The following is a 21,114-nucleotide window of genomic DNA, read 5'->3' as shown; positions in this document are numbered from 1 at the left end:
ATTAATTAGGGGCTGTTGACGTTTTGAGTTCACCATTTACTCAACCCACATCGGTAACCATATAATGACAAACGCCAGTGCCAACATACTGGCGTAATTTCGCGCCAATTTATCGTATCTTGTCGCAATAGCTCGAAAATGTTTTATTCTGGCAAACGCATTTTCGACCAAATGCCGATAACAGTATAAAACTTCATCAATACTTTTATCGGGTTTTCGGCTATTTTTTCGATAGGGAATGACCGTTTTTGAACCTTGTTTTTCAACGAAATCTCTGAAAGTACCGCTATCGTAACCTTTATCCGCGATCACAAAATCGGATGCGGGTGAATGGGTGACCAAACTTTCTGCATGTACAATGTCGTGCGTTTGACCCCCTGACAGCTCAAAATGGACAGGCAAACCATAACTGTCTACGGCCAAATGAATTTTAGTCGAACGTCCACCTCGACTTTTACCGATGGCTTCATCTTCTGTTGAAGCTGCCCCTGAGCTATGTTGATGAGCGCGGATAATACTCCCATCAATGAATAACCATTCGGTGTCTGTATTTTCAGATAACAATTTGAATAATAATTCAAAAACACCTTTCTTTGACCAGGCGTTAAAGCGCTTAAAAAGCGTATTCCATTTGCCAAATTCATCGGGTAAATCCCGCCACGGACATCCCGTTCTCATTCGATAAAGGATCCCTTCGAAAGTCAGGTAATGCGCGTCTTTGTGGTAAATACATCCATGTTGTTGCATTAATACAGCTAGCGTATTCCATAAAGATTTTGATAACATTGTTCTTGGCATGATGAGCTGGGGTAATGGTTTTTTCGCGAAGACAATGATACCAGATCATCATGCTGTTCAAACTTCCCTCCACGAAACGTCAACACGCCCTAGGTTCACTTCGATGAATGATGTAAAAAGGTTTGGAACCATCGGCCCCGATAAAGGATTTGTAATGCCCAAATCTGAGTTTGATAAATTGATGGCTGAATCAAAAGGAAACTTATCTATAGTTGAAGAAAAATTAGGGTTAACTAAAGGATATTTATCCAATTCAGATACAGGGAGTTTTTTATATACCCAGGAGTGAATTTAAGAATTTGAATATGCCATCTGGTAATGAAAATGGAGCTAATCAATATTGGTTGCCTGGTGGTAAAACATCAGGTGGGGTATCAGAGGCAGTAATGGATTTTTCTCATAAACCTAATGTCCAATTGATTGATATCAAATCATTTAACAAAGGTAAAAAAGAATGAAAGATATGAATGAATATTACACAATGAAACCTTTTTCATACCCCGAACCAACACCTTTAAAGGATAACGAATTCTCAACAGATCCTAGTTGGTGGAGGGTTGTTAAAGAAGAAAATGAAAAATATGTGTTTTCTTGTTTATCTGGTTCTTTAGAAGGGAAAGAATGCAAAGCCGAGATCACAAAAGATGAATACGAAAACTTACTCAAAGGTAATATAACTGCTAATGATATTTGCCATAAATATCATATAGGTTAATTATACAATATCTTGTGGTACAGGTATTGGTTGTGCAGTGGGTGCAGTGATGGTGACGGCCGATGCGGGCCGCAACTTACATCTCGCCAGCGAACAGGATAAGGACCATTACAACAGTAAGCAGGAAAATGCCTGCGCCGGGGCCAGCTTTACCTATGGTTCCATGAACGGTTCGGCCAGTGTCAATGCCAGCCGTGACAAGCTGCACAGCACGTTTGATTCGGTGAACGAGCAAACGGGCATCTTTGCCGGCAAGGGCGGGTTTGATATCCAGGTGGGGGAACATACCCAGCTTGACGGTGCGGTGATTGCCAGTCACGCGGATAAGGATAAAAACCGGCTAGAAACGGGCACGCTGGGCTTTAGCGATATCCACCAGGCCGAACAACCGATTGAATGAACTTCTGCCCTGGCCTGAAAACCCGTTTAGCTAAATCCCACTTTGTGTTTATCTGGCAATGCAAGGTGAGATCACCGGACGGTTACAGTTATTTAACGAAAATGTATTATTGAATTGATTTATGACTTTTCTTAATCCAGGGGGTATATCTATTTTCTGTCTTTTTATATTTCATGTTGGAATTGCATTAGCTTAATGTTCATGATGTGTATCACAAAAAGCTAAATGACTTAATGCCATTTCACTCAAAGTGACTTACACTAAAAGCGCTATATTTGTCATGTTCTATTATATTAAACTTTCTTGTTTATGGTAGTAGACAATTTATAGAAGCCTCAATGGTCGAAGCCATTGAGGCTTCGCCGTTTATGGTGATGGGAATACACAGCTCCGGTGAACTACCTATTACATTTAGTTTTTTCGCTATTGAATTAATAATAAAAAGAGTTAAATTGAAAAAATTTAATCTATTCTCAAATGGATAAGTAAAAGTGATGAGTGATACCGATAAAAATGATAAGAGAAAGAAAATTCAAAAACGCTCCAGTCATTTTATTCCTTACAAAACGACGTATGATTTGCGTTTAAATAAAAGAGAACTCAATTTAATCAACATACTGATGCAGGTCCAGGGTTATGAATATGGCTTTTTTACCGTGTTAGGGGTTCGTCCTTTATCGCAACGGGGTAACCATAAAAACAGTGCCATCTATGTCGTGCGGTGCCGATGTGGTAAATACGCAGTCAGGACACTCAAGGCAATCAAAAATCCGGCGAATGTGGCTGATATGTGTGAGCATTGCCTTCACCTGTACAACCTGAGGCGCAGAAACCTTTTTCTCACGACAGGAAAAGAGGTCGATTTGTCAGAATTAACCGGCATTAAATATAAACATCCTTTAGAGATTAAAGTATAAGGGAATGGTGTTCCTGATAGGTTACGGATTATGAGTTTAAGACCGTATTTACCCTGACGTTGGGACTTTTTCGCTGAATTTCTCACCTTAATATCGAACAAAAGTTTGACCTTGCTCAACCTAATCGATAAGGTACTTAACTGTTACCCATGATCCATTGCCTGTAAGGATCAGCGTTAAGCGGCAAACGAAAACTCCCGTAGCCTGCAAGGGAGTGCATACCATGCGGTACATCTGCGCACTTTTGGAAGCAGATATCCCCGGACACCTAACCCATCGTCTGAGGATGAAAGTTTCCCGGTGTTATTCATCACCGGCTATTCACACAACAGGGCAAAATAGGCCCTGTCTTACGTTAAACGAGACCGTTTTAACCGGTACAACATTCACCCACGTTTTGTATCTATCACGATAAACGTCACGAAAATTACGCGGCGTCACTTGTGTTTGAGCGCAGCGATAACCAAGTGACGCCGCTAGGCGACCAACGTCCAGAGCACGTCCGGTCTGCCTTCACGAACGATTTGAACCCCGCATTACTCAAAGTCACTGCTTTTCACCGACATTTTCTTGCCGAAATCGATTTGTTTCGTTTGTTTTTTAACCCACTGCCTGATAACAGGCTGATGCCGTAAAAAAGGAGAAATCACACCACGTCACGATAATGAGGCGTTCATCCTGATTGATCAGGCCCTGAACGGGGAGTATTCCACCGCCGTGCCGAGCACGTAGCGAACTCCTGCAAAAACTTAACATCACCCTCGCTCTGCTACACATTGTCTGACGCACCACGGAACGGTGAACCTGAACCGACATGCAGGGATTTGTTTTAAAAAATATGAAAAACAGGCAAATTAGCAGGAGAGGCGGGCATGGCGCAGAAATCAGCACGTTCGAAAATTGAACGGTTCAGAAAAGAATTTATTACCCACGCCCGGAAAGCGGGCGGGAGTTTTGCCACGGTGGCCGATCGTGAGCGGATTGCCCGACAGTTTCTTAACTTTCTGAAAGACAATGGCATCAGACTCCGGCAGATGGACAGCCTGAAAACTCAGCATATTGAGCGCTATATTGCTGAACGTAAAAACAGCCATATCAGTCACCGGACTTTGCAAAATGAGATGTCGGCACTGCGCATGATTTTGGCACGGGCCGGAAAACACAAGCTGGCCTCCACCGACAATGTGCGGTTGAACAACCGGGCGCTGGGCATTGCGGGTAGCAGCCGTAAGGGAACGAAAATAGCACTGACTCCGGTAGAATTCAGAGAAATCTTTCAGCAGATCGAACAAAAAGATCGTAGTGTCGCGGCGGTCATGCAGTTGGCGTACGTGTTGGGGTTACGGACCAAAGAAGCGGTGGAAGCCTATAAATCTTTAGCCACCTGGAAAAAAGCGCTGGCAAAGGGTCATGAGTCTGTACGAGTGGTGTTTGGCACCAAAGGCGGGCATCCGAGGCTAACGGTGATACTGGATCGGGCCGCGCTGCAACACGCCATTGCCTACGCTGAACGCGAAATGAATCCACGCAGCGGCAAACTGATCGATAAACCGACGATCACGCAGGCCATCGATCGTTACCGGTACGTTGTTCGACGTGCTGGACTGACGGGCAATAAAGCGCCACACAGTATGCGCTACCACTTTGCCCAACAATCCGGCGAACATTACAAAGCGCAGGGATTCAGTGAGCGGGAAGCGCTGGCATTGGCATCAATGGATTTGGGGCACGGTGATGGACGTGGGCGCTATATCCGGCAGGTGTATTACCAGAAAGGTGAGACGGAATAACACTATTTTCCCTGATAAAAGGTATTTATCTGTTTATCTGTATTAGTCTAGATTAATCGCTACCTTGTCTGACCGTCAGCTTCACTCCCGGAGGCATTCGACAATCTTTTTATTCTTTAAGCAAAGGAGAATTTCGATCTTTGAGTGCCAGTAAGTATTTTGCTTCGTTGTAACAGGTTCTGGTTTTCCAACAGCGATAAATTATCCTGATCCATTTAAATGCCAGTGCTCGGATCGCGGATTGATGTGATTTTCCTTTCTCACGTTACCCCTGATAATACTGTTTGGCCCAGTATGATGATTGCATTGTCTTGGCAGCCCATTCAACAAATGTCTGCCTGACGAACTTGGCACATTGCCACCGCCAGTGTACCCACGATTTCTGACCACTTCGCATGGTTACCGGTGCGATGCCTGCGTAATTTTGAATTTCTTTTGCATTGTTAAAGCGGTTACGGTTATCACTCAATGCTGCAAGCATTCGTGAGCCCATACAGGGAAGTGATTTAAACAAGTCTGCATCTGGCATGGTATCGAACAACGCTTCGATTCGTTTGTTGTAGATTCGGATATTCGTAACCAATAAGCGCATACCCTAAATTACCTCACAGTGTAACTATCAGAGTATGAATGACTATATTGAGCCAATTGCGGACGTTACTCAAATCATGACGTGCTAGTGCGACAGAACCATATGACGTGTATCTATCGTGACTTCGCAAGACAACCCGCTCGCCATTGTTATCGGTTTATTGAAAACAATTTTGACCGGAAAACGTTGCACAATTTTTGTAAAGTTCCCAGTGGCGTTATTGGCGGGCAAAAGCGCGAATACAGAACCGGTCGCCGGAGCTAGGCTTTCAATATGGCCTTCAAAAATTTCACCGGGATAGCTATCGATAGTGATATCAACAGGTTGTCCTGGTTTCATCCTGCCTCGCTGCGTTTCTTTAAAATTAGCTACAACCCACGGCTGCTGTTCGGGGACAATACTGGCGATAGTTTGCCCGGCCTGGGTAAACATACCAACCTGAAGATTACGGTTTCCTATCACGCCGGAAACAGGCGCAATAATTCGAGTATAAGTTAACTGTAGCTGTGCATCCGCCAAGCTGGCCTGCGCATGTTTTAGTTGCGCTTGAGCCTGTTCAATGGTGGTCTTCAGCACCGCCAGTTTAGTTTGCTGAGTCTCTAGGCTTGCCTGTGCTTCCTCTGCGTCGGCAACGGCGATTTTGTGCGCGCTGTCAGCTTTGTCTATATCGCCTTGAGCGACATAATGGCGTGTATTAAGCTGGTTGATGCGAATCAATTCCTGAGTGGCATATTTTTCTCTAGCTTTGGCTGAAGTAAGACGGCTGCTGTACTGGTTGATGATGCTTTCTTGCATCTTTGCATTAGCTTGCGCATTACTCAGCGCAGCCGTCGTTTTTGCGACATCAGCTTCTGCTTTCAGGATCGCGACTTTATAAGCACGATCGTCGAGAACAGCTAAAAGCTGACCTTGTTTTACTTCATGGTTATCAGTGACATAAGACGTCATCACCTGGGAGCTAATGCGGGCGCTAACATTGGTGATATCGCTTTGGGTATAGGCATTATCGGTAGTCTGGATATAGCGCCAGTATAATAACCAGTATAGGAAACTACCCATAAGCGAAACCACAATGAGTGGAATAAAGATTTTTTTAACGTATTTCATTGGCAATTATCGCATAAGATGTGTAACTGCCGGAAAAGCTGGAGATAACATTTTCTGGCGATACAGATCAGCTTATCTTGACAATTTGTTTTCCAAAATGTCTGGCGTTTAAGAGATCGATAAAAGCTTGCGGAGCTTTTTCCAACCCATCAATTAACGTTTCCCGATATTTAAGTTTTCCTTCATGAAGCGCATTCAATAGCCACTCATCCGATTCCGGGTAATCCTTAAACCATTCCGTTACCAGAAAAAAACGGTTGACAGGGGGATTTGGCAGAGAGGAGAAAAAATCAGCAGGGCTGGAAGCCGCAATACTGGATGATTGATCGTAATTAGCCGCATTGCCACAAACCGGTACGCGGGCGCCGTCATTTAATAATTGTGCGACCAGCACCGAAATTCGGCCACCGACATTTTCGAAGTAAATATCGATGCCGTTCGGGCAAGCCTGGCGCAGTTGGTGTTTGAAATCGCTGTCTCGATAGTTAACGCAGAAGTCAAACCCAAGCTCATGAACGACATACCGGCATTTCTCTTCGCTACCAGCGATACCTACTACCCGACACCCCGCCATTTTGCCAATCTGCCCTACGGTTGATCCCACCGCGCCAGAGGCCGCTGATACCACCAACGTTTCCCCTGCACGCGGTTTAGCGATACGTATCATGCCGAAATAGGCAGCACGTCCCGGTGTACCCACGGTATTCAGAAAAATGGTGTCGGACAGCTCGACCTGCGGCAAGGTGTGAACAATAAAATCACGCTCGTTGCTGATGTAGTACTGCTGCCAGCCTGAATATACGAAGACTTTGCTGCCCTCGTTAAAGTTCGGGTTGCGAGATGCTACCACAACGCCGACGGTTTCTCCGGCGATAACGTCGCCGCAATGGATGGAGTTGACATAATCTGTACTGAGGTTCAGGCGCAGACGGATGTAGGGATCCAGCGATAACCACTGATTGGCGATAAGGAATTCGCCCGGCTCCAGATCTCTGACAGGCGTTATCTCCATGCGGAACTCACTGAGTTGTAAGGGGCCTTCAGGGTGCCTAGCCAGTACGATGGCTTTGTTTTCGTAATGTGTCATGATCTGCTTACCTTTAAACTAGTAGGTTATGGGTGATTCTCTCGGTGTCAGGCAAAAGCTCAAGACTGCTTCGTTTTTGCCTGCCAGCGATAACGTGGCCAGCGAACACTAAAAAATATCATCGCCAACGTTAGCGGCCAGCCAACCACTAGCAGGAATGTATTCAATAATGGGCTGTGTAAGTGATACAGCAGGTATACTAGGATTGCTTTGCACAGATAAACGACTATCCACGTCAGCGATATTTCTCGCCAGACGCGAAAATAGGCGGGTGAGCCGTATATGTTCAGAGTCCTAAGTTGTGGCCTTGCTTGTTCGGCTAAGGTCTGGATAACGGACTCACCGCGCAGCGAATAAAAAAGGAAAACCACCGCAACCGTTAATGCGCCACTTAGCGACAGAAAAACATCCTCCCGTTGAACGGGCAGCCACGCGGGATGACGCAGGAATAAATAGTGGCATAGACCGGAAAGCAGGATCATCAGCACAACGGCCAGCGTCGCCTGACGATTTTTGCTTTGTAGCGCGAGAAATGCGGCCCAAACCGCGCTGACCAGCAACGCCGTACCAATGCCAAATAAGTACAGCGCACTATAATAAAGTGCTAACGGAATGATGATGTTCAGTAACGCTGTACGCGAGCGCAGGTAATGCAGAAAAGTAAAAGGGGTATTCTGGCTCATTTTATTATTTCTCCTGTGAGGACTGGAATAACCGGAAATTCTTTGTTGCGAGCAATGCCATGATCGCTGTGGCCAGCATCATCCCGCCCATCACATAAAAGATGTCATTAAACGCGATGATTTGAGCCTGCAACTTAATGTCTTTAATTAATATTGCATAGGCGGTCTGTTGAACGTTGAGGTTATTTAGCGAGCCACCGTGATGGATCAAAAGCGCTTTGACGCTATCCACGTAGCGATTAAACGCATCGCTATCGGAAGTTATCATCGATTGGATCTGTTTGGCATGCATCCACGCATGATTAACGTAGAGGGTGGAAAGAATAGCCGTACCCATTGAGCCGCCAACGCTGCGGGTAATGTTAATCAGAATAGCGGATGAGGCGCTATCTTTGGACTGGACATTACGGGTAGCAATCATGGAAAGCGGCACCATGATAAAGGGTTGCCCCAGCGCCCAAATCAGTAACGAGAATTTCATCTTCTGCCCGGCAAAATTGCTATCCATATGCCCATTCATGAATGAACTAATGGCCAGACAGGTGAAGCCGATGAAAATCATATACTTCAGATTGAAAATCTTAAGCAACTTCGGGATAAATGGGAGGATTGCCAGTTGCGGTAACCCCATCCAAATCAAAACATTGCCAATCTGTAGAGCGTCATAGTTATGCACAGTGGTAAGATAAAACGACGCCATAAACAGCGTGCCATAAATAGCGATACCCAGCATAAAGAACATAATGCAGGCATGCGAGAACGCCGCATTTCTGAACATGCGGATGTTAATTAATGGGGAAGGGTGCACAAGCTGATCATAAATGAACCCTAAAAATGCCACTACAGATATCGCGATAAGCGAGCAGATAAGGTTAGAATCCAGCCAGTGCAAACTGCGCCCTTCTTCCAGAACGACTTCCAATGAGCCTAACCATAGCATCGCAGTGAGGATGCCGATAAAATCACCGTCGAGAATAACCTGCCAACGAATGGGCGGGCGCTTCATCCCATAGTTAATCAGGCTACAAGCGAAAACAGCAGGCACGGCGTTAATGTAAAAAATAGCGTGCCAAGAGAACGTCTCTGTCAGCCAACCGCCCAGCGAGGGGCCAATTGCTGGGGAAAAAGTACTCACAATACCGAATAAAGACATCCCGAAGGGGCGTTTTTCTCCCGGTAAGACCTCAATAATCAGGCGAAATGAGAGAGGGATTAGCGCGCCGCCGCTGAATCCCTGTAATGCCCGAAAGACAATCATGGAATTCAGGTTCCATGAAAATGAACACAGTATTGACGCAGCAAGAAAACTGACGATACACCACAGGGCATAGCGGTTGCTGCCAAGCGCCTGCGTTAACCAACCACACAGAGGGATGGCGATGATCTCAGCAGTAAAGTAAGAGGTCATTAGCCACGAACTATCATCCAGCGTGGCTGATAAAGCGCCCTGAATAACCTTCATCGACGAGTTGGTTATTTGGATATCCATAATGGCCATAAAGCCGCCGAGCAGGCCGCCAATAACAGCGCACCAACTACGGAAGGATATCTCTGAATTTTCTTTGTGGTTTCCCTCAATACTCAAGGTATTTGCCTGCCCGGTTGCGCTCATGGCAGCACCTGTTTTACACGCTGAATAAGTTCTGTGATGAAAGGTTCTTTCATCATGGTGACATGATTGCCTTGCGCTGGCAAAATGATGACAGCTTTATCCGCCAAGCTCTGCCAGCCAAGTCCAGCTACAGGCAACCGTATCCTATCAGGCAAATCCTCCTGCGCTTCGGCCACCACAATGTTTCCGGAATAAGGCGCACCGATATAACGATCGCTGGCATTGATGTGCGCCCAGAAAATTACCAGAAAATGACGGAAATATTCAAAACTCAGTGAAGCAGGGACTAACCCTGCGCGTTGAAATTCACTCATAAACAGATAGGTGCGTTCATCATGGCTCATCGCAGCCAATTTCTCTTCCGAAATATTGAAATGCGTGCCTGTAAACATCGCAACTTTGTGGGCATAATAAACTAGGCGTTTGCTGTCGCTCATATTTTCAGCGTTATCGACGCGCATTTGCGGCGCAGGCTGATCAAACACCAGAAGCGTTGGTGCCAAACCTGTGATGCTGGCGATCTGTTGGCCCATTTCGAAAGCGATAGTTGCACCCAGCGACCAGCCGCCAATAATCAGTTTTTGGCGATAGATCAGATCCCCTGTTTGTCGCAGGTAGAATGCAGCCAGGGAGGATATTTCGCGGTCATAGTCGTTAATTTGGCTAAAATCAGCGACCTGAAGAGCGTAGACCGGGTAGCGTGACCCCAGAGGTTTCAACATGGGGTAATAGCAGAGTACATTGCCGCCTGCTGGATGGACCATCAGAAAGGTAGGCTGGCTCTCATTACCCTTGTTCAGCGTCACCAGAGAAGTTAACGCCTGTGAAGTGATGACCTTCTCCACAAACTGTGCCAATTGCGAAATACTGCTATGTTCAATCAACTGTCCCAGAGACAAAGAGATACCGAATTGCTGGTTAACCTGCATCACTAGTTTTAGTGCATTGATCGAATTGCCATCCAGTTGGAAAAAACTGTCATCAATACCGACGTCACTAAGATTGAGCATACTGCAATAAAGCCGATGCAGCAGGCGCTCCGTTTCACTTTGCGGGCGTCGACACGTGATATCATCGTGTGGCAACGTCAGTGTGTTCAGCCAAGTATAGTTGATCTTACCGCTGGTGGTGAGTGGCATCGATTCAAGCCATAACCATCTATCCGGTAACATAAAGTGAGGTAACTGGGCACGAGCATAATTTTTAATATCATCCTGTTGCCACCCGGGTGCCGTCGCAAAAAAGACCAGTAATTGTTGTTCATCGTCACTGATCGGTTTTACTAACGCAGCGGCCTGAGTTACGCCGGAGCACTGATGAAGAACGTTCTCGATTTCGGCAAGTTCAACCTGAAAACCGCGGATTTTCACCTGGCGATCGAAACGCCCTAAGTACTCAATATTGCCATCCGGCAGGTAGCGTCCTTTGTCGCCAGTACGGTAAAGGCGTTCATCTTTAAGCAGTGGGTGGGGAATAAAGGCACTGGCGTTTTTGTGCGAATGACTGCCAATGTAGCCAGCACTGAGGAGTGCGCCACCAATGCAGATTTCACCAGGCAAACCGTCAGCCAGCGGCTGGAACTGATTATCTAAAATCAGCAATTGCACACAGGGAAAAGGTTTACCAATGGGCAGATAGCTGCCTGCCGGCAACTGTGTGTCCGGCATAGCTTCCCACGTTGTGATCTCTACGGTGCTCTCGGTTGTTCCATAGTGGTTCAAAATGCGGCAGCGGGCATTCAGCGCTCGCAAGTGTTCAACCAGCGACCAGGGCACACGCTCACCCCCTAACACGAGCACGGAGGATGGAAGTAGAGCAGATACGTTTTCACCATTTAATAATGCACTAAAATGGGATGGCGTTATTTTTATACAATCGAGCGGCTGATGCGTGAGTAATGCTGTCAGACGGAGCGGATCTTGTAATGTGCTATTGCTGATAATGTTTAAACAGCCACCGCTGGTCAGGGCAGGAAAAATCATGGTATGAGCCAGATCGGTTGTGAAACTAGAGAACATGCCATAATGCGCTCCTGTAGGTTGTTGTAAGATCTGGCGAGCGTTATCGCAACAGCAAGCAAGTTGGGCGTGATTGACCTGTACTCCTTTCGGTGTACCCGTACTGCCTGAGGTATAAATAATACAGGCAGGGGCGTCCGGGACAACGTTCGGCAGCGGCTGCCGGGCAATCGATAGGGGAGTCACATGAATATTCAGGGAAGTCACCCCGTCAAACGTGACATTATCGCTCTCGGTGAGCATCCAGCGTGCCGCTGCATCGTATATCATATACTCCAACTGTTCATGCGGTAGGGTGATATCCAACGGGAGATAACATCCGCCTGCTCGCAAAATAGCCATAATGGCTATCATGCAGTCGATGCCCTTCTCCATATGAATACCGACCACATTACCAGGTTGCAAGCCCTCTGCCAGCAGCCATTGAGCCAGATTTTCTGATTGCTCCTCTACCTGTTGATAATTCAGCACCCGATCATCGCAACGCACCGCCATCTGGTACGGAGCATTATTAGCGACTTGGACCAATTGTTGGTGTACCGATACAAAATCGGCTTGCGGTTGAGGACTCCAGGCCTGGTACTGACTTCGCTTTTCGTCACTCAACAACGAGATCTGCGCGAGGGTGATATGCGGATTGTTCACGAATTGGCGCAGTATTAGTTGGAAATGTTCCAGCATCTGCCTAGCCGTGCTTTCACGGTAAAGGGTCGAGTTGTAATAGAGCGTCAATAACAGCTTATCGCTGTCTTCTTCGACCCAGAGGTCAAGTTCGGTTTTTGAAACGCCATAATCCACTTTTAAAGGTTTAATCGATGTTTGGCTATCTTCATAGAAATGCGGAAAAACCTGATAGCATAGCATGGCTTGGAACAGGGGATTCACCCGAGGTGAGCGCACAAAACTGATGTTGTCTAGGATCATGTTGAAAGGAACGTCCTGATAAAGCATCGCCTCAGCGCAGTTCGCGCGCACCTGTGCCAATATTTCATCAAATCGAGATTCCGCACGGATATCCCCACGCAGCGGCAGGGGATTCATAAAAAGCCCCATCAAATCCCGACTCGCTGCATGATTTCGGTTTGCGAAAGGAATTCCGACGATGATTTCGTTCTGACCACTGTAGAAGTACAGCAAGACTTGCCAGGCGGTTAACATAGCATGAAACAGAGTGCTGTTATGATGACTACACAGCACGCTTAAGGTTTTTTGCAAATCACGATCCAGTGTCTGGCTGACGATGCTGCCCCGCGAATTCATTTGTGCAGGACGTGGCGCGTCGGTGGGAATATTCAGTATACCCTGTACGCCATCCAGTTGTTTTTTCCAGTACGCCAGACCTCGGTTGTAATGACCGTTAATTTGCCACTGGTTTTCTGCCAGTGCATAGTCAGAGAATTGCAAAAAATCATCAACTGCTGGCATAATGCCATTTTCCAATTGGAAATAGATCCCCATTAACTCCCTGAAAAAGAGATTCATTGTCCAGCCGTCAGAAATAATATGATGAAGCGTTAGCATCATCACATACTCATTATGTTGGGTTTTAATCACCCGCCAATAGGAAAGTGGCCCACGGGATAGATCAAAAATCCGGCGTCCTTCTTTGAGCGCTTGCTTATCAATACGATCCTTTTTCTCCTCTTCTGGCATGGTTACGATATCTTCATAGACGAAATTAAAAATAATATCATCCGAGATACATTGCATCACTTCACCATTAACCATCTGAAATGTTGTGCGTAAAATAGTGTGCTTACGGGTCAATAACGTTAACGCGTGACGTGCTTGCTCCTGATTGAATTCGAGCGCCATATGACAAACAAAAGCATAGGAATTGTTATAGGCTCTTTTATCTTCAAGGTATTGATCAAGCATCCACATGCTTTTTTGCGAACTGGTCAGCGGAAATTGTTTACGCTTAACATCGGTGCAGCGCTGAATTTCGTCTTGTGTCTTGTCTGCGGTTTGTATTTTTTTCTGGCGGGCTAATTTTTTTATTTCATCCAAGCTTAATGAACGAATAACATCGCTTTTGTTTGTCATATTCTTTTCTTCCTAGGTAGCATGTCGGGTCATAGTGATAGTGTGCACTGGCAGCTATAACGCGATATTTATTTACTCGATTAATGCGCCAACCAGCAGATTAGCCATGCCTCTGATAGTTTGATCCTGATAGAAAAGATCCACGCGAATATCAACTTCAAAAATACTCGATACAATAGAAACAACGTGTACAGACAGCAGAGAGTTGCCCCCCAGCTCCGTAAAATTGTCCAGCACGCCAATACCAGAAATCCCAAGTATGGATTGCCATACATTTGCAATTTCTTTTTCAATATCATTTTCTGGCGCAACATATTCCACCGACAAGGCCGGACGGCCATGCGAATCCGAAACACTGGCTTCGATTTGTAAACTATCTTCCTTTTCTTTTTCTGGGATCGCTTCAAAAATTAATTGATCCAGATCGGATGTAACCACCACTAACTGTGGGAATTCCAGGTGATTAAGAATATGTTTTACAGCCTCCTGTCCTTCAAAATAGAGGATGTCTTTATTCTGTAAATTAACTTTTACCTCAGTTATTTTATTTATTTCACCGGCACTCACCTGATTATTATCCGTGATTTTAATCAACGTATAATTCTCAAGTGTCATCAATCTCTTACCCTGCGCCGAGAAAAATACAATGTTCATAACAATGGTATTATCCTGGGATCGATGGGGCTGATTTAATTTCGCATGAACAAAACACTCTTTTTCTAATGGCGCATGGAAATCAATATGCCCATAACTGATCGGCAGGAAATGATCTTTCGTCAAACTCGACAAACACGCGACAGCGACCGAATCAATCATTGCCGGATGAAAGACATAACGTTGCAGATCGCCCACGAACTCTTTTGCCAGAGCTTGACTAATAAACCATTCGGTTTCATTTTTGCGCAGTTCAGCGATAGTATTCCAACGATGACTTAGCGCTAGGAAATCTTCATTGGTGCTCAGCGCGTAATCATTGATAACAGTAGAGCAACGCCGGCGAATCACATCCGGCTGCTCATAGTCGTCATCCACTTCTTTAGCTTCGCCAATCTGACCAAATGCGTGTTCTTGCCAGTTAAAGTTCAGAATTCCGCGACTTTTCAGGCTGAATTTGTAACCTTTATCCTGTTGGGTAACAACCAGATTCATTTCTCGCGGCCAGGCGTTATGGTAAAGCACTGGTGTGCTCAGCATCAGATTCTTAACTTGTAACTCTTCGCCTAGTTTAAACACATTCAGATATTCATTCAGCAGAGACAAAATAGAGGTCCCGACTAACGTGGGTGTTTTTAATAAGCGGTGCTCGTCAATCACCCAATCTTGATTGACTGAAAGATTTACGCGAAACACTTCTTCACTGGCTTTACTTTCAATTTTCGTAAGAAGATCGCCGGTAATTTTCTTAAATGTCGTGTTTCTTCCTTTTTCATTGAGCTGCTTATTCCATCGCGCGGCCATACCAATATCACCCCACTGGCCCCAGTTAATGGACATGCTACAGCCCGGGCGATGTTGATTACGATAATGGGCGAAAACGTCCATAAAGGCGTTACCTGCGCAGTAATCAATACGAGCGGGATCGCCTACAATGGCGGAAATGGAAGAGAACAAGAGGAAGAAATCCGGCGCTCTGTTAGCCAATAGTTCATCCAAAATTAATGTACCGCGAACTTTTGGATTTAGCACTTCAGTACAGTTAGATGTGTTTTTGAGGGGAATAATCCCACCTCCGACGACACCCGCCGTGTGGAATACGCCATCAATATGAGAGAATTCAGCCAGACCCGCTTTCATACCGGCGTAATCGCAAACGTCTACATTCAACAGATGCACGTGATTACCTTGTTCTTCCAGATGCAAGATACAGGCGAGTTTTTCGCTGAGGGCATCATCCACTGCATGTTCTTGAAGCCAGGATTGCCACTCTTCACGTGCCGGCAATGGTGAGCGGTACGTCAGAATCAATGTCGCATTGCTGTTCTGCGCCAGTTGCTTCGCAACCAGCATACCGATCCCTCCTAAACCGCCGGTGATTAGATAAACACCATCATCGCGAATAGCTACGGTTTTATTGCTTTCTTCAGAAGAGAGCGGCACCTGTCGATAGGCTTCTTCCCAGCGATAACCCTGACGGTAGGCGACCAAATTGCCATCGGTATCGATATTGCTTTCATCGATCAGCAGGTTGGCGATGTCCGCAGCTGGGGCATCAAGATCAATATCTACCAGGTGGCAACGCACTTCATGATATTCATGGTAAAAAACCCTGGCAGGTCCAGTAAGCAGGGCTTTATGCGGCGAACCGATAGGCTCACCCGCAACGCTGAAGATATTGTTGGTGACAAGCAACAAGCGCAAGCCGTCTAACAGGTTTTCTGCAATCAGCGCCTGTTGCAGGTACATTGGGCTGTAAAATGCGTCGCACTGTAAAATCTCACAGGAATCAATCAACCGGGCATTGTCATTTTCCTTAGAGAGGCTCCATAAGTGAAGGATACGAGTTGGCGTTAACTCTCTTTTCTTAATGTTGCTGAACAGGCTAACGTAATGCGCGCTTTTATCAGGATCGATCACGAAAACATTGTCGTTCTCCTGGTACGTTTTACCCTGCGTAACGGTGATAACAGTAAAACCGTTCTCTCTAAGCTGTGAGAGCAGCGCATCAGCGACGCCCTGTTTATCTGTAAAAATCACCCAACAGTCTGTTGCTACCGCAGCGACCCTGCCACTCATGTACTTCCCCGGGATCGTCTGATGCCAGGCTGGCATATAAAACCAGTTACTAATATTTGATTGTTTTCTCTTACGCGCATTAATGGAACGATTATCCAGCCCGCTTAACGCTTCCATATTCACCATCGGAAGACGGAACTCTTTACGTTCAAAAGGATAGCTTGGCAGCGGCAGGCGCAGACGGCGCTGACCGTTATAATAACCAGACCAATCAATAGTTACACCGCTGCACCATAAATTACCTAATGCTGCTAGAAATTGTTCGCCAGTCAGCGCGACATCTCTAGCCATAGGCAGGGATGTGAAAATTGCCGGGTTTTCTGCCGTATTGATATGCTGTTTTGCAGCAGACTCCAGCGATCGGCCTGGGCCTACTTCTAGGAAAACAAATTGGTTATGCCCCTGGGCAATTAACGTTTTGAAAGCATGCGTGAACAGAACCGGCTGACGAACATGGTTGACCCAGTAATCATGGCTCTGCGCTTGGCTATCAGTGATCCAGTTGCCAGTCACGGTAGACACAAAGGGGATGGTAGGGGGATTAAAGGTGATTTTTTCGATCACCTTACGGAAATCATCAAGCATCGGCTCCATCATGTAAGAATGGAATGCATGAGAGGTGTCGAGGAGTTTGTAAAAAATACCGTCGTCTTCCAGTTTGTTCTGGAAGGTTTCAATCTCAACCAACCCGCCTGAGACCACGCACAATCCAGGATAGTTTGCGGCTGCAATCTCAAGATGGCTTTTAGATAAATATTCGCGCAGAGCATCTTCTTCCATCAACACGGCAAGCATAGCGCCTGCCGGAAGCTGCTGTACCAGTTTTCCTCGCATTGCAACTGCCGTCAGCGCATCCTCCAGAGACAATACGCCAGAGAGACAGGCTACGACATATTCACCCACACTGTGGCCGATCATAAGGTCTGGTCTCACACTCCATGACAGCCATAACTGTGCCAGCGCGTATTCCACGACAAAGAGCGCAGGTTGCGTGTACTGAGTTTCATTGATGAGATCTTTATTCGTACTTTCTGTGTCCTGAAAAATGATGTCGTGCAGATTATGTTCGAGGATGCTTTCAAGGTGAGCGCAACATCTGTCCATATGTTCGCGGAAAGTAGGATAACTGTCGTATAACTCGCGCGCCATGTTGACATACTGGTTGCCCTGGCCTGGAAACATAAACACGACAGATTTGTGATTTTTTCCTGATTGCGGCGCGATCACTGTGGGTTGCGCGAGTTTATTGAGCAACGCCTCACGGTCACGCGCAACAACAACTCTGCTGTGCACCATACGTTGACGTCCGACCTGCAAGGTATAAGCTACATCCGTCAGGTTGACCTCTACATTTTGCTGTAGATACTGCCTGAGGTTTTCACGTATCTTTTCAAGCGCAGAGAGGGTTTTTGCCGAGTACGGGAATAGCAGATAACCTTCCGTTGAGCTGCTGGCAGGTACTTCAGGTGCTTCTTCCAGAATAACGCAGGCATTCGTTCCTCCTACACCAAAAGAATTCACCAATGCCCGTAGCGGTTTACCGTTAGCGTTCAGCGGGTGCGTTTCTGTGTTCATGATGAACGGGCTGTTTTCAAAATCGATGTTAGGGTTTGGTGTTTTGTAGTGCAGCGAAGCAGGCAGAACGCGGTTTTTCAGCGACAGCGAGGCTTTGATTAAACTGGCAACACCGGATGCGGTATCGGTATGACCGATATTAGTTTTGACCGATCCCAGGCGACAAAACTGATTTTCAGAAGTGAATTCCTGAAACGTTTGGCACAGAGAGCTAAACTCGATGGGATCGCCCAGCGCCGTAGCGGTTCCGTGCGCTTCCACAAAGTTAATGGTAGTTGGATCGACGTTGGCGCGGTGCAATGCCTCTTTGGCAACGGCAACCTGACCGTCGATACCTGGCGCAGTAAAGCCCGCTTTGATATTACCGTCGTTATTAATGGCACCGCCTTTAATTACCGCATAAATGTGATCGCCATCGCGTATAGCATCACTCAGTCGTTTCAGAAGCACGACACCGACACCACGGCTAAATACGGTGCCGTTCGCCCGGGCATCGAAGGCGTAACAATGACCGTCAGCCGATTCCATTCCCCCCTGCATATACAGGTATCCACGGCGTTCCGGCGTATCAATTGAAACCCCGCCTGCGACTACCATATCGCTTTCACCGTTCAGCAGGCTATTAACGCCCATAACAATCGCGACCAGCGCCGTGGAGCAGGCTGTCTGTACGTTAATACTGGGGCCTTTAAGGTTCAGCTTGTAGGAAACCCGCGTCGTCACATAATCTTTGTCGTTGTTGGTGACCAGTGAAGCGCCGCTTGTATACTTCTGAACTTCTTGGTTGGTGCTAGCCTGTTGCAGGTACCAGGCTGTGCCGGTACCGCCAAACACACTGACTTTCCCAGGATATGTCGAGGGCACGTAGCCGGCATTTTCAAAAGCCAGCCAACTGCACTCTAGGAAGTTTCGGTGTTGTGGATCCATGATTTCCGCGTCACGGGGCGTAATATCAAAGAAGCTGGCATCGAAATGCTGTGCATCACCTAGGATCCCGCGGCGGCGAATATAGTTCGGCGCTGCGATAAGTTCTTCATCCACACCGGAAGCGCGTAATTCTGCTTCAGTAAAGGTGGTAATCGTTTCCAGACCGTCAAGCAGGTTGCGCCAGTAAGTGGTAATATCTTCCGCGCCAGGGAAACGACCCGCCATGCCGATAATGGCGATGTCTTTATCGCGTACGTTAGCGAAATTATTCATGAGCGGTGACTCCATTTGATGATTTATTGTCTGCTTTATCACTTTTATTACTGGAAGCGGATTTAAGGCCTTTCTCAGCTAGATAAGCGCTCAATGCCTTAACGGTGGGATACTGATACAGATCCATAATAGATACTGAAATATCAAGGTTCTTTTTGATTTCTCTATGTGCCTTTGACATTAGTAATGAGTTGCCACCCGCATCGAAAAAATTTTCATGGATAGATAAGTTTTTATTGTTGAGCACCTGTTCCCATATTTTGATGATTTCAGTTTCAATATTTGATGCGGGAGGTACGATATTTTTTGTCGTGCGTCTTAGGCTTTTTTTGAAATTATGATGTAGAGAAATCTTATCCACTTTGCCGTTGGGTAACGTGGGTATAAGAGCCTGTTCGATAAGATATGAAGGGATCATATAAAACGGCAGGATATTGTAGAGATATTCTTTTAGCTCCAGTTCCTGCACGGTTTCGTTTTCTTTCACAACATAAAACGCAACGATCTCCAATAGCTTGGGTTCATCATTCTCTTCTAGAATCACGACAGCATCAGATAATTTGCTGTAATTGCGAAGGGTGACTTCTATTTCATTTAATTCCACCCGGTAGCCACGCAATTTAACCTGATTGTCTACGCGCCCGAGAAATTCTAGTACGCCATCTTCCCGTGCTCGAACAATATCGCCGGTCTTATACATCAGGCCTGGCGCATCCGTTACAAATAGTTCGGTCACGAAACTGTTACGCGTCTTTTCCGGCTCATTGATATAGCCTTGCGCCAGAATATCGCCTGCCAGATACAGCTCACCAGCTTTACCAGACGAAAGCACATTGAGTTGTTCATCCAGAACATACGCTCTGGCATGAGGAATAGGAATACCGATAGGCACAATGGTTGCATCCGCACCGGGTTGGCACAACCAATGGCAGGCATAGATAGTGGTCTCCGTCGGGCCGTAAAGGTTGTGAATCTGACCGGTAAATTGCGCGGCCAGATCGTCTACCAGTTTCTGATCCAGTGCTTCGCCGCCAGAAAAAATATGTTGCAATTCACTACAGGCTTGCAGCTTTTGTGCTGCAACAATGGCGCGCAGCGCCGTCGGAACGAATTGAACCACGGTGACACGGTGTTGCTGCATAAAATTGATTACCTGATGGGGATCATACTTAATATCATCAGAAATCAGTGCGCAGCTCGCACCGGTAATTAGCGGCCAGAAAATCTCCCACACTGATATATCAAAGCTGAAAGTGGTTTGGTTAAGTACTACATCTCGCTGTGCTATCTCGAAAGCATCCTGCATCCACCAAAGATAATTCACAACAGTGCGATGCCGGATCATGACGCCTTTTGGCTGGCCTGTAGATCCTGAGGTATACATAACATAACACAGGGCATCGTCACCAACCTCGGGTAGTGGGAAATGGCAGGATGCATTCAAATGCAGCGCGGTAATATCTATTTTTTTATCATCATCGACCAGTATTCTGGCCGCCAATGCCGGGTCAGTCATAATAAAGAGAATGTTCGCGTGGCGCACAATATACAACAGGCGTTCTTGAGGATAGGAGGGATCAAGCGGGACATAGCAAGCGCCCGCCTTTAATATTCCTAATAGACTGACAATTAGTGAAACACCTTTATGGAGATATACGCCAATTTTATCGCCCGGATTGACACCTTGTTTAATTAAATAACCAGCCAGAGCTGTTGAGCGATTATCCAACTCCTCATAATTTATTGATGAATTATCGATTCTCAACGCTATGGCGTGAGGTGTTTTCATTTTCTGCGCCATAAATTGCGCATGAATTGTCTTTTCCGATTTCATAACCGGC

At 46.3% G+C, this 21,114-nt stretch carries 13 protein-coding genes and 2 pseudogenes; 6 read left to right on the top strand and 9 right to left on the bottom strand.

All coding sequences use genetic code 11. The annotated features are described in order from the left end of the window. Window positions 1-36 precede the first annotated feature (36 nt). A complete protein-coding gene (locus WDV75_RS06260; RefSeq protein ID WP_338802971.1) occupies window positions 37-798 on the bottom strand; it encodes an IS5 family transposase in 762 nt (253 codons plus the stop codon). A 103-nt stretch (window positions 799-901) separates the two neighbouring features. Here WDV75_RS06260 and WDV75_RS06255 point away from each other — a divergent pair, with 103 nt between their 5' ends. The 6 genes and pseudogenes from WDV75_RS06255 (at window position 902) to WDV75_RS06230 (ending at window position 4,620) form a co-directional block, all read left to right on the top strand. After that, window positions 902-1,087 carry a hypothetical protein gene (locus tag WDV75_RS06255; RefSeq protein ID WP_338860903.1) on the top strand — a complete coding sequence of 62 codons (186 nt, stop codon included), beginning with the start codon at window positions 902-904 and terminating at the stop codon, window positions 1,085-1,087. 16 nt (window positions 1,088-1,103) lie between these two features. Beyond that, window positions 1,104-1,256, top strand: a complete 153-nt coding sequence (locus tag WDV75_RS06250) for a hypothetical protein (protein ID WP_273572373.1) — start codon at window positions 1,104-1,106, stop codon at window positions 1,254-1,256. Then, on the top strand, window positions 1,253-1,513 hold the full coding sequence (locus WDV75_RS06245) for a hypothetical protein (RefSeq protein WP_273572372.1): 261 nt from the start codon (window positions 1,253-1,255) through the stop codon (window positions 1,511-1,513). The genes WDV75_RS06250 and WDV75_RS06245 overlap by 4 nt, the downstream gene beginning before the upstream one ends. 52 nt (window positions 1,514-1,565) lie before the next feature. Next, a pseudogene (locus WDV75_RS06240) lies at window positions 1,566-1,886 on the top strand (hemagglutinin repeat-containing protein); the annotation flags it as partial. A 521-nt stretch (window positions 1,887-2,407) separates the two neighbouring features. Then, the gene (locus WDV75_RS06235) at window positions 2,408-2,830 is read left to right on the top strand and encodes a hypothetical protein (RefSeq protein ID WP_074021858.1); all 423 of its coding nucleotides are present in this window, start codon (window positions 2,408-2,410) and stop codon (window positions 2,828-2,830) included. An 872-nt stretch (window positions 2,831-3,702) separates the two neighbouring features. Continuing rightward, on the top strand, window positions 3,703-4,620 hold the full coding sequence (locus WDV75_RS06230) for an integrase domain-containing protein (protein ID WP_273570514.1): 918 nt from the start codon (window positions 3,703-3,705) through the stop codon (window positions 4,618-4,620). A 109-nt stretch (window positions 4,621-4,729) separates the two neighbouring features. Here the strand turns inward: WDV75_RS06230 and WDV75_RS06225 are convergent. From WDV75_RS06225 to WDV75_RS06190, 8 genes and pseudogenes are all read right to left on the bottom strand, one after another. Beyond that, window positions 4,730-5,191, bottom strand: a pseudogene (locus tag WDV75_RS06225) (transposase); the annotation flags it as partial. A gap of 105 nt (window positions 5,192-5,296) precedes the next feature. Further along, on the bottom strand, window positions 5,297-6,319 hold the full coding sequence (locus WDV75_RS06220; RefSeq protein WP_338803448.1) for an HlyD family secretion protein: 1,023 nt from the start codon (window positions 6,317-6,319) through the stop codon (window positions 5,297-5,299). Window positions 6,320-6,386: 67 nt separating this feature from the next. Further along, the gene (locus WDV75_RS06215) at window positions 6,387-7,406 is read right to left on the bottom strand and encodes an NADP-dependent oxidoreductase (RefSeq protein WP_273570511.1); all 1,020 of its coding nucleotides are present in this window, start codon (window positions 7,404-7,406) and stop codon (window positions 6,387-6,389) included. A 59-nt stretch (window positions 7,407-7,465) separates the two neighbouring features. After that, window positions 7,466-8,089, bottom strand: a complete 624-nt coding sequence (locus WDV75_RS06210; RefSeq protein WP_273570510.1) for a hypothetical protein — start codon at window positions 8,087-8,089, stop codon at window positions 7,466-7,468. A 4-nt stretch (window positions 8,090-8,093) separates the two neighbouring features. Then, entirely contained in the window at window positions 8,094-9,701 is a 1,608-nt protein-coding gene (locus WDV75_RS06205) for a DHA2 family efflux MFS transporter permease subunit (protein ID WP_273570509.1), read from the bottom strand. Then, window positions 9,698-13,765 (bottom strand): non-ribosomal peptide synthetase, encoded by a 4,068-nt coding sequence (locus WDV75_RS06200; RefSeq protein ID WP_273570508.1) that lies wholly within the window; start codon window positions 13,763-13,765, stop codon window positions 9,698-9,700. Before WDV75_RS06200 ends, WDV75_RS06205 begins: the two co-directional genes overlap by 4 nt. Before the next feature lie 72 nt (window positions 13,766-13,837). Continuing rightward, window positions 13,838-19,273: a type I polyketide synthase gene (locus WDV75_RS06195; RefSeq protein ID WP_273570507.1), complete on the bottom strand. Its 5,436-nt coding sequence runs from the start codon at window positions 19,271-19,273 to the stop codon at window positions 13,838-13,840. Beyond that, window positions 19,266-21,107: a non-ribosomal peptide synthetase gene (locus WDV75_RS06190; protein ID WP_273570506.1), complete on the bottom strand. Its 1,842-nt coding sequence runs from the start codon at window positions 21,105-21,107 to the stop codon at window positions 19,266-19,268. Before WDV75_RS06190 ends, WDV75_RS06195 begins: the two co-directional genes overlap by 8 nt. Window positions 21,108-21,114: the final 7 nt, after the last annotated feature.

The sequence above is a fragment of the Xenorhabdus griffiniae genome (assembly GCF_037265215.1).
Classification (GTDB): domain Bacteria; phylum Pseudomonadota; class Gammaproteobacteria; order Enterobacterales; family Enterobacteriaceae; genus Xenorhabdus; species Xenorhabdus griffiniae.
This window is presented reverse-complemented; position numbering and strand designations above follow the sequence as displayed.

Bases quoted from the DNA above. Each gene is read 5' to 3' on its own strand.
- WDV75_RS06215 (WP_273570511.1), bottom strand. From the start codon at position 7,406: ATGACACATTACGAAAACAAAGCCATCGTACTGGCTAGGCACCCTGAA.
- WDV75_RS06250 (WP_273572373.1), top strand. From the start codon at position 1,104: ATGCCATCTGGTAATGAAAATGGAGCTAATCAATATTGGTTGCCTGGT.
- WDV75_RS06190 (WP_273570506.1), bottom strand. From the start codon at position 21,107: ATGAAATCGGAAAAGACAATTCATGCGCAATTTATGGCGCAGAAAATG.
- WDV75_RS06235 (WP_074021858.1), top strand. From the start codon at position 2,408: ATGAGTGATACCGATAAAAATGATAAGAGAAAGAAAATTCAAAAACGC.
- WDV75_RS06245 (WP_273572372.1), top strand. From the start codon at position 1,253: ATGAAAGATATGAATGAATATTACACAATGAAACCTTTTTCATACCCC.
- WDV75_RS06230 (WP_273570514.1), top strand. From the start codon at position 3,703: ATGGCGCAGAAATCAGCACGTTCGAAAATTGAACGGTTCAGAAAAGAA.
- WDV75_RS06260 (WP_338802971.1), bottom strand. From the start codon at position 798: ATGCCAAGAACAATGTTATCAAAATCTTTATGGAATACGCTAGCTGTA.
- WDV75_RS06205 (WP_273570509.1), bottom strand. From the start codon at position 9,701: ATGAGCGCAACCGGGCAGGCAAATACCTTGAGTATTGAGGGAAACCAC.
- WDV75_RS06255 (WP_338860903.1), top strand. From the start codon at position 902: ATGAATGATGTAAAAAGGTTTGGAACCATCGGCCCCGATAAAGGATTT.
- WDV75_RS06200 (WP_273570508.1), bottom strand. From the start codon at position 13,765: ATGACAAACAAAAGCGATGTTATTCGTTCATTAAGCTTGGATGAAATA.
- WDV75_RS06220 (WP_338803448.1), bottom strand. From the start codon at position 6,319: ATGAAATACGTTAAAAAAATCTTTATTCCACTCATTGTGGTTTCGCTT.
- WDV75_RS06210 (WP_273570510.1), bottom strand. From the start codon at position 8,089: ATGAGCCAGAATACCCCTTTTACTTTTCTGCATTACCTGCGCTCGCGT.
- WDV75_RS06195 (WP_273570507.1), bottom strand. From the start codon at position 19,273: ATGAATAATTTCGCTAACGTACGCGATAAAGACATCGCCATTATCGGC.